The organism is Streptomyces sp. NPDC058240 (assembly GCF_042882135.1).
Classification (GTDB): domain Bacteria; phylum Actinomycetota; class Actinomycetes; order Streptomycetales; family Streptomycetaceae; genus Streptomyces.
In genome coordinates, this window is sequence record NZ_JBHVWT010000043.1 from 40,035 (window position 1) to 48,789 (window position 8,755).

Genomic DNA, 8,755 nt, shown 5'->3' on the forward strand with positions numbered 1-8,755 from the left:
GGACGGGACATGTGCGGGCTGGCCGGCTTCCTTTCGACTTCGCTGCACTCCGGTGCCACCACCGAGGTCATCACCTCGATGCTGTCGAACATCTGTCACCGCGGGCCGGACGAGGCCGGCTACTACCTGGATGACGGCATCGCCATGGGGGCGGTGCGGCTGGCGATCGTGGACCTCGCCGACGGCTCGCAGCCCATGTCCGACCCGTCACAGCGCTACTGGATCTGTTTCAACGGTGAGCTCTACAACCACATCGAGCTCCGCGCGGAACTGGAAGCCCTCGGCCGCCCGTTCCGGACCGACCACTCCGACACCGAAGTGGTGCTCCAGGCGTGGATCCAGTGGGGAACGGACTGCTTCACCCGGTTCAACGGAGCCTTCGCGGTCGCCATCAGGGACGCGGTCAGCGGCGACCTCGTACTGGCCCGCGACCGCTACGGCAAACGCCCGCTGTTCTACGCCGACCACGGCGGCGGCTTCCTGTTCGCATCCGAGATGAAGGCGTTCCGTGCCTTCCCCGGGTTCCGTTTCGCCTTCGATCCGAGGGAACTGGCCACGATCTACGCCACGTGGACGCCGCTGCCCGACCGCACGCCGTACCAGGGAATCCGCCAGCTCCCGATGGGCTCCGTGCTGACCCTCGGCGCGGGTCGCCGCTCGCTGCGCCCTTACGAGGACCTCTCCTTCGACGTGCCCGGCTTCGACGGGTCCGAGGCCGAGGCGATCGAGCTCATCAGGGAGACCCTGCACACCAGCGTGGAGATGCGCCTGCGCTCCGACGTCGAGGTCGGCGTCTACCTCAGCGGCGGCCTGGACTCCTCGGTGGTGACGCGACTGGCCACCCAGCTCTCCCCGCACCAGGTCCGCACGTTCTCCGTGGCGTTCCAGGACAAGACCTTCGACGAGTCCGACAGCCAGCGCCTGGTCGCCGAGCACCTGGGCACCCGGCACTCCAGCGTCGCGATCACCGGCACGGACATCACCGACAACTTCCAGTCGGCCGTCTACCACGCCGAGGTACCCACCTTTCGTACCTCGTTCGTACCGATGTTTCTGTTGTCCCGGCACGTCCGCGACGCCGGCATCAAGACGATCCTCAGCGGCGAGGGCTCCGACGAGGCGTTCCTCGGCTACTCGCTCTTCCGCGAGACCCTGCTGCGCCGGCGGTGGAACGAACTCCCCGATGACGAGCGCCGTACCCGACTGGCCGGCCTGCACCCGGAGTTGACGCACTTCGGTCCCGCCCACCAGGCCCACCTGCTCGGGCTTTACCAGCAGTTCTCGGTGGAACGCCTGCCGGGCCTGTTCTCCCACGAGATGCGCTACCAGAACGGCCTGTTCGCCGCGCGCCTGCTCGCCGACGGTCGCGAACCGTTCGGCGACCTGCTTGCCCTCGTAGCCGGGACTCCCGGCTACGCGCAGATGCCCGCGGTGCACAAGGCCCAGTGGCTGGAGTACAAGACGCTGCTGGCCGGATTCCTGTTGTCCACGCAGGGAGAGCGCGCCGCGCTGGCGCACGGCGTCGAGAACCGCTGCCCGTTCCTCGACCCGGCGGTGGTGCGCGCCGCCGCTTCGGTGAATCTGCGCTACGACGACGGTCAGGTCGAGAAGGCCCTGTTGAAGAAGGCATTCCGCGCCGAGCTCCCGGAGTGGACCACGCGGCGCCCCAAGCAGCCCTACCGCGCACCGGGCAGCACCGTGTTCAAGGACAATCGCCCGGACTACCTGGAACTGCTGCTGTCCGACCACGAGTTGGCCGAGCTCGGCTTCGTGGACCAGCGGTTCGCCCGCCGCCTGGTCAACAAGGTCATGTCGTCGCCGGTGGAGGAGATCAGCACCAAGGAGGACCACGCCTTCCTCTACCTGCTGACGACCGCCGTGCTCCATCGGCAGTTCGTGCGGGGCGACGGCAGTCGGCCTGGCCGCCCGTCGACCGCTGCGCTGAACCTGCGCGTGACCGTGGACAACCGTCGTGCCGTGCAGCAAGCGGAGGAGAGCCGATGAGCGCCGACGACATCGCGATCACCGGTCTCGCCCTGCGGTTCCCCGGCGCCGACACGCTGGCCGAGCTGTTCGACCACCTTGCGGCGGGACGCTCGCTGATCACCGAGGTGCCCGCGGAACGATGGTCGAAGGAACGCTACTTGGGCGATCCGCGCGAGGACGAGGAGAAGACGAACAGCGTCTGGGCCGGGTTCGTCGAGGACGCCGACCGCTTCGACGCCGCCTTCTTCAATATCTCCCCGCGTGAGGCGGAGACGATGGACCCCCAGCAGCGGTTCGCGCTGGAGCTGGCGTGGCAGGCCATCGAGGACGCGGGCTACCGGGCGGGCGAACTCGCGGGCAGCCGCACGGGCGTGTTCATGGGCGTCTCCCACGCCGACTACGCCGAGCTGATCGAACGCGACGACGTGCCGACCGACGGCTACTTCCCGACCGGCACGGCGTTCTCCGTCGTCGCCAACCGGCTGTCCTACTTCTTCGACTTCCACGGCCCCAGCATCGCCAACGACACCGCCTGCTCCAGCTCCCTGGTCTCGCTCTACGAGGCCGTCACCGCACTGCGCAACGGCGACTGTGAGCTGGCGCTGGCCGGCGGGGTGAACCTGTGCTGGTCGCCGAAGCTGTTCGTGGCGTTCAGCAAGGCCGGCATGCTCTCCCCCACCGGCACCTCGCACGCCTTCGACCAGGGCGCCGACGGGTTCGTCCGCGGCGAGGGCGGCGCGGTCCTGCTGCTCAAACCGCTGGCCAAGGCGGTGGCGGACGGCGACCTGGTGCACGCGGTGGTCAAGGGCGTCGGCACCAACCACGGCGGCAAGACCAACTCGCTGACCGTGACCAACCCGGCCGCGCAGGCCGCACTGATCGAGGAGGTCCACACCCGCGCCGGCATCGCGCCCGACACCGTGGGCTACATCGAGGCCCACGGGCCGGGCACACCGGTCGGCGACCCGATCGAGGTCGTCGGCCTCAAGCGCGCCTTCCAGAGCCTGCACGACGCCAACGGAACCCGGCCGCGGCCGGGCAGCACGGGCATCGGGTCGATCAAGACCAACATCGGTCACCTGGAATCGGCCGCTGGTGTGGCGGGCGTGGTGAAAGTGATCGGCGCGATGGCGGCCGGGATGCTGCCGGCGACGGTCAACTTCGAGGCCCTGAACCCGTTGATCGACCTGGACGGCAGTCCGTTCTACATCGTCGGTGACACGCGGCCGTGGCCGGCCGGCGAGGGTGTGCCGCGTCGGGCGGGCGTCAGTTCGTTCGGGTTCGGCGGGACCAACGCCCATGTGCTGCTGGAGGAACACGTCGGCGCGCGGCCGGCCGTCGAGAGGCCGGGACCGCACGTCGTCCCGCTCTCGGCGAAGACTCCGGAGCGGCTGCGCGCGCTGGCCGAGCGGTTGCGGGACCACCTGCGGGCACCGGAGCACGCGCTACGGCCGCGCCAGTCGCCGGCCGACATCGCCCACACGCTCCAGTTCGGCCGCGAACCGATGCGGGCCAGGGCCGCGTTCGTCGTCGCGGACCGGGAACAGCTCGTCGCCGCGCTGGAGTCCGTCGCGGACGGTGAGGTGCGCAACCCCGCCGGGGCCGGGCACGAGATGGTGGCCGCGGCGGAGTCGTGGGTGCGCGGCGGGGCCGCCGACTGGCCCCGGCACCCCGGGGCGCACCGCGTGCGGCTGCCGGCCTACCCGTTCGCCCGGGACCGGCACTGGTACGTGGCGCCGCGGTCCGGGATGCCGGACACCGCGACGCTGCACCCGCTCGTCCACCGGAACACCTCGGATCTGGCGCAGCAGCGCTACACCTCCGTGTTCACCGGCTCCGAGCCCTTCCTCGCCGCGCACCGGGTCCACGGCCGTCGGGTGCTGCCCGCGGCCGCCTACCTGGAGATGGCGCGGGCCGCCGTGGAGTGCGCGGCGCCGCGGGACGGGACGGTCCGGCTGCGCGACGTCGCATGGCGGCGGCCGCTCGTCGTCGACGAACCGGTCGAGGTGCACATCGGACTGACGCCGCGCGGTGACGCCATTGACTTCGCGTTCCTCCAGGGTGAGACGACCCACAGCACGGGCTCCGCCGAGGTCGTCCCGGTGCCGGAACCGTCGCCGCTGGACCTGGACGCCCTGCGCGTGTCCTGCCACACCTCGCGCGACACCGGCGAGATCTACGCGCGCCTGCGTGCCCAGCATCTGGAGTACGGGCCGGCCCTGCGCGCGCTGCGCGAGGTCCGGGTGGGGCGCGACGAGGCACTCGTCCGCATCCGCCCGACGGAGGGTGGCGGGTACGTGCTGCCGCCGAGTGTCCTGGATGCCGCCTTCCAGACATCCGTGGTCCTGATGGGCGAGGCGTCCGGCCCGACGCTGGCCTTCGCCCTCGACGAGCTCCAGGTCCACCGGCCCTGCCCGTCCGAGACATGGGCGTGGGTCCGGCGGAGCGGGGGCTCCGGGGCGCTCGCCACGTTCGACATCGACCTGTGCGACCGCGACGGCGTGCTGAGCGCCTGCCTGCGGGGGCTCGCCCAGCGCACCACCGACGCGGGTCCGCGCGTCGTCACGGCGATCCCCCGGTGGATCGACAGGCCGCTGAACGCCGACGGCGGTTCCCGCACCGCGCACACCATGGCCCTGCCGGGGATCGCGCCGGCCCGCCCGGCCGACGGCATCGACGCCGTGACCGACCAGGCGTTCGCCGACGTCCAACGGCTGCTCGCGGCCGGTCCCAAGGACGAGCACCAGTTCGTGGTACTGGTCGATGCCCGGGTACCGGCGCACTTCCACGCACCGCTGGTGGGCCTGTTCCGCACGGTCGCGCTGGAGAACCCACTCGTCTCGGGCCGCGTGGTCCGGATCCCCGGCCTTCAGGCGACGTCCCCGGCAGAGGCGGCGCGGATCGTGCGCGAGGAATGCGCCGACGGCTCCGCCGACACCGACGTCCGCTACACCGCCGACGGCGCCCGGCAGGTACGCGAGCCCGTCGAGACGCCGCTCGGCGCCGGTCCGCCGGTGCCGGAGCTGCGGACCGGCGGCGTGTACTGGGTGACCGGTGGCCTGGGCGGCATCGGCCCGCACCTCGCCGGCTACTTGAGCCGTACGGAGGCGACGGTCGTCCTCAGCGGACGGTCCGCGGACGGCTCCGTGGAGTCCCTGCGCGCCGAGGGGGTCGACGCACACCACCTGCCGGTCGACGTCACCGACGCCCGAGCCGTGCGCACCGCGGTCGAGACGATCCTGCGGGAGCACGGCGCGCTCCACGGCGTTGTGCACGCGGCCGGGGTGCTGCACGACCAGTACCTGCTGCGCAAGGACCTCACCGACGTCCGCCGCGTGACCGCGCCGAAGGTCCGGGGCGCGCTCTGCCTCGACGCCGCCACCCGCCACCTCGACCTGGACTTCTTCGTGCTGTTCTCCTCGGTCGCCGGTGTCTACGGCAACCCGGGGCAGTCCGACTACGCGGCGGCCAACGCCTTCCTGGACGCGTTCGCCGAGCACCGCCAGGCGCTGGTCGACGCGGGCGAGCGCAGCGGCAGGACCGTGGCCGTCAGCTGGCCGCTGTGGGCCGACGGCGGCATGACGGCGGACGAGGTCACCCGCGAGTCGCAGCGCCGCGAGCGCGGGTGGGAGCCGCTGCCCACGGAGGACGGACTGCGCGCCTTCGGCCGGTCCCTGCGCGCCGACGCCCCCGCCCACGTCGTCGTCGCCTACGGCACCGAAGCCTCCCTCGCCGGGCCGCGCCGCCCCGCGCCGACCCGCCCGGCGTCGTCCGGTGGCGCCATCGACGGCAACCTGCAGGAGCAGACCGAGGAGTTGCTCACGGGGATCATCGCCGAGGTCCTCCGGCACTCCCCCGAGGACCTCGACACAACCGCCAACCTCATCGACTACGGCATCGACTCGTTGGGCATCCTGGGGGTGACCGCGCGGCTGGAGAAGCTGTTCGGGCCGCTGTCCAAGACGATCTTCTTCGAGTACCTGAACATCGCGGACGTGGCGGCGCACTTCGTGGAATCACGGCCCGAGCAGCTGGCGGCCGTGCTGGGAGCGAGCGGAGCGGCCAGCACGCCGGCCGTCCCGGCAGCGGCTCCGGCCACGCGGTCCGAGGGCCGGGCGGAGCCCCGCGCGGTCGAGTCCGGCCAGGCGGAATCCGGCGACGTGGCGCCCGAAACAGCAGAGCCCGGCAGGGCGGAGTCCGCCGCTCTCGTCGTCCACGAACCCGAGCGCGACGACCGGCACGACATCGCGATCGTCGGCGTGTCCGGGCGCTACCCCGGTGCCGAGACCCTGGACGAGCTGTGGGAGCTTCTGGAGAGCGGCCGGCACGCGTTCGAGGAGATCCCCGCCGACCGCTGGGACCACGAGGCCGTCTACGACCGCGACCGGGCCGTGCCGGGCAAGACCGTGATCAGGACCGGGACGTTCCTCCGCGACATCGACACGTTCGACCCCCGGTACTTCCGCATCTCCAAGCGCGAGGCCGAGCAGATGTCCCCGGAGGTGCGGCTCTTCCTCCAAGCCGGCGTGCAGGCGTTGGAGGATGCCGGCTACTCCCGGGAGACCATTCACCGCCGCTACCAGGGCGATGTCGGCGTGCTCGTGGGGACCATGAGCAACCACTACAACCTGTACGGCTTCCAGAACAGTCTCACCCGCGGCGCCCCGCAGAGCGGCAGCTACACGGGCACGATCCCCAACATGCTGTCCTACTTCTACGGTCTGACCGGGCCATCGATCTTCGTGGACACCATGTGCTCGGCCTCGTCCACGTGCGTGCACCAGGCCGTGCAGATGCTGCGGTCCGGCGAGTGCCGGATGGTGGTCGCCGGCGGCATCAACCTGATGCTGCACCCGTACAACCTCATCACCTCGTCGCAGGAGCATTTCACCACCGGCACCTCCGACGTGATCCGCAGCTACGGCCACGGTGTGGACGGCACCATCCTCGGTGAGGGCGTCGGCGCGGTCGTGCTCAAGCCGCTGGTCGACGCCGAGCGCGACGGCGACCAGGTGTACGCAGTGATCCGGGGCACCGCCCTGTCCAACTCCGGTACCCGCAACGGCTTCACCGTGCCGAACCCGGTGATGCAGGCGCACGCGATCGAGAAGGCGCTGGACGACGCCGGAGTCGACCCGCGGACCATCAGCTACGTCGAGGGGCACGGCTCGGGCACCGCGCTGGGCGACCCGATCGAAGTCCGGGCGCTGACGTCGGCGTACCGGAAGTACACGGCGGCCAGGCAGTTCTGCGCGCTCGGCTCCGTCAAGTCCAACATGGGGCACCTGCTCGCGGCGGCCGGCATGATCGGTCTGGCCAAGGTGCTGCTCCAGTTCCGGCACGGCAAGCTGCTGCCGTCCCTGCACAGCGCGGAACTCAACCCGGACATCGACTTCGCCGACACGCCGTTCTGGGTACAGCAGTCGGTGGCCGACTGGAAGCCGACGGTCACCACGGCCGACGGCCGGCAGGTGCCCTTGCCCCGGCGGGCCGGCGTCACCTCGATCGGCGCCGGCGGGATGAACTCGCACATCATCCTGGAGGAATACCCCGAACGTCCGGTACGCCGGGAGCCGTTCGGGGAGCAGCTGTTCGTGTTCTCGGCGATGAACGAAGCAGCGCTCGGGCGCTACCTGGCCGCCTTCCGCGCCTACCTCGGCGGGGCGCGGGAGACCGACCTGCCCGACATCGCGTTCACCCTGCGGGTGGGCAAGAACGAGCTGCCCCACCGCTGGGCGTTCGTAGCAGCGGACAAACGGTCGGCGCTGGCCACCGTGGACGGCTACCTCGCCGGCCGGCGGGACCTGCCCGCGCACGAGCTCGCCACGGCCTGGGTCGCCGGCAGGAGCGTCGACTGGGAGCGGTTGCCGGCAGAGCGCCGGGTGTCGCTGCCCCCGTACCCGTTCGAGAAGGTGCGCTGCTGGGTCGAGCCGACCGACGGCGCGCCGACCGTGCTGGCCCCGCTGGCGTTGCGGGAGCGGCTGCACCCGTTCCTGGGGCGCAACGAGTCCGATGTCCGCGGCCTGCGCTACGGCGTGGACGTCCGCCTCGCCGACCTGCTCGACTACGGCTACCGCCTGGACAAGGTGCCCGCCATCGCGCCGACCTTCGCCGTGGACCTCGCGCTGGCCACCGCGAAGGTCAGCGGGTTCGCCGGGCCGGCGTCCGTCCACGACCTCCGCGTGCTGCGGCCGATCGACTGGTCCGCGACCGAGCGGCTGGTCACGGAATTCGCCGACGGTCACGGCACCGTCCGGACCGAGGACGGGTCGGCGGCTGTGCAGTTCACCGTGCGGGCCGCCACGGCGCCCTCGGGCCGGATCGAGTTGGCCGGGCTGCGGCCGGTCCGCACGCGGGAGGAGTTCCTGGCCGAACTGGCCACCGGCGGGCTGGACTTCAATGCGGCGGCGTGCGCGGTCGACGGCGTGTTCCGCACCTCGGACGGCCGGACGGTGCTGAGCGTCGGCCGGCCCGCGTTCCAGCAGGACCACGTCCGGCGCAACGTCACCGTCGAGCCGTTCGTACTCGTCGTGATCGCGCAGGGTGTGCAGTGGGAGGCCAAGCGCACCGGGGTGCCGGACTGGCCCCGGGTCGCGCTCAACCACATCGCGGAGATCCACGCGCGGGCCGGGGCGGCGGTCACCCATGTGGTGTTCGGGAACGACCGGATCGAGCTGGTCGGGGAGACGGGTGAGGTGGTCGGCGAGCTGCGCGGGGTGCGGCGCGGCGTCGACGGCGCGGAGCCGGCCGTGCGCCCGGTGCCGCAGAC

2 protein-coding genes are annotated in these 8,755 nt (G+C 71.7%); both read left to right on the forward strand.

Features of this window, described 5'->3' with window-relative positions:
* The first annotated feature begins 9 nt into the window (after positions 1 to 9).
* The gene (gene asnB, locus ACFVX4_RS34905; protein ID WP_389985419.1) at positions 10 to 2,004 is read left to right on the forward strand and encodes an asparagine synthase (glutamine-hydrolyzing); all 1,995 of its coding nucleotides are present in this window, start codon (positions 10 to 12) and stop codon (positions 2,002 to 2,004) included.
* Positions 2,001 to 8,755: SDR family NAD(P)-dependent oxidoreductase (locus ACFVX4_RS34910; RefSeq protein WP_389985422.1), on the forward strand; the 6,755-nt coding region annotated here is incomplete at its 3' end. The genes asnB and ACFVX4_RS34910, both read left to right, overlap by 4 nt.

Coding starts and splice junctions, on each gene's coding strand:
- asnB (WP_389985419.1), top strand. CDS start 10: ATGTGCGGGCTGGCCGGCTTCCTTTCGACTTCGCTGCACTCCGGTGCC.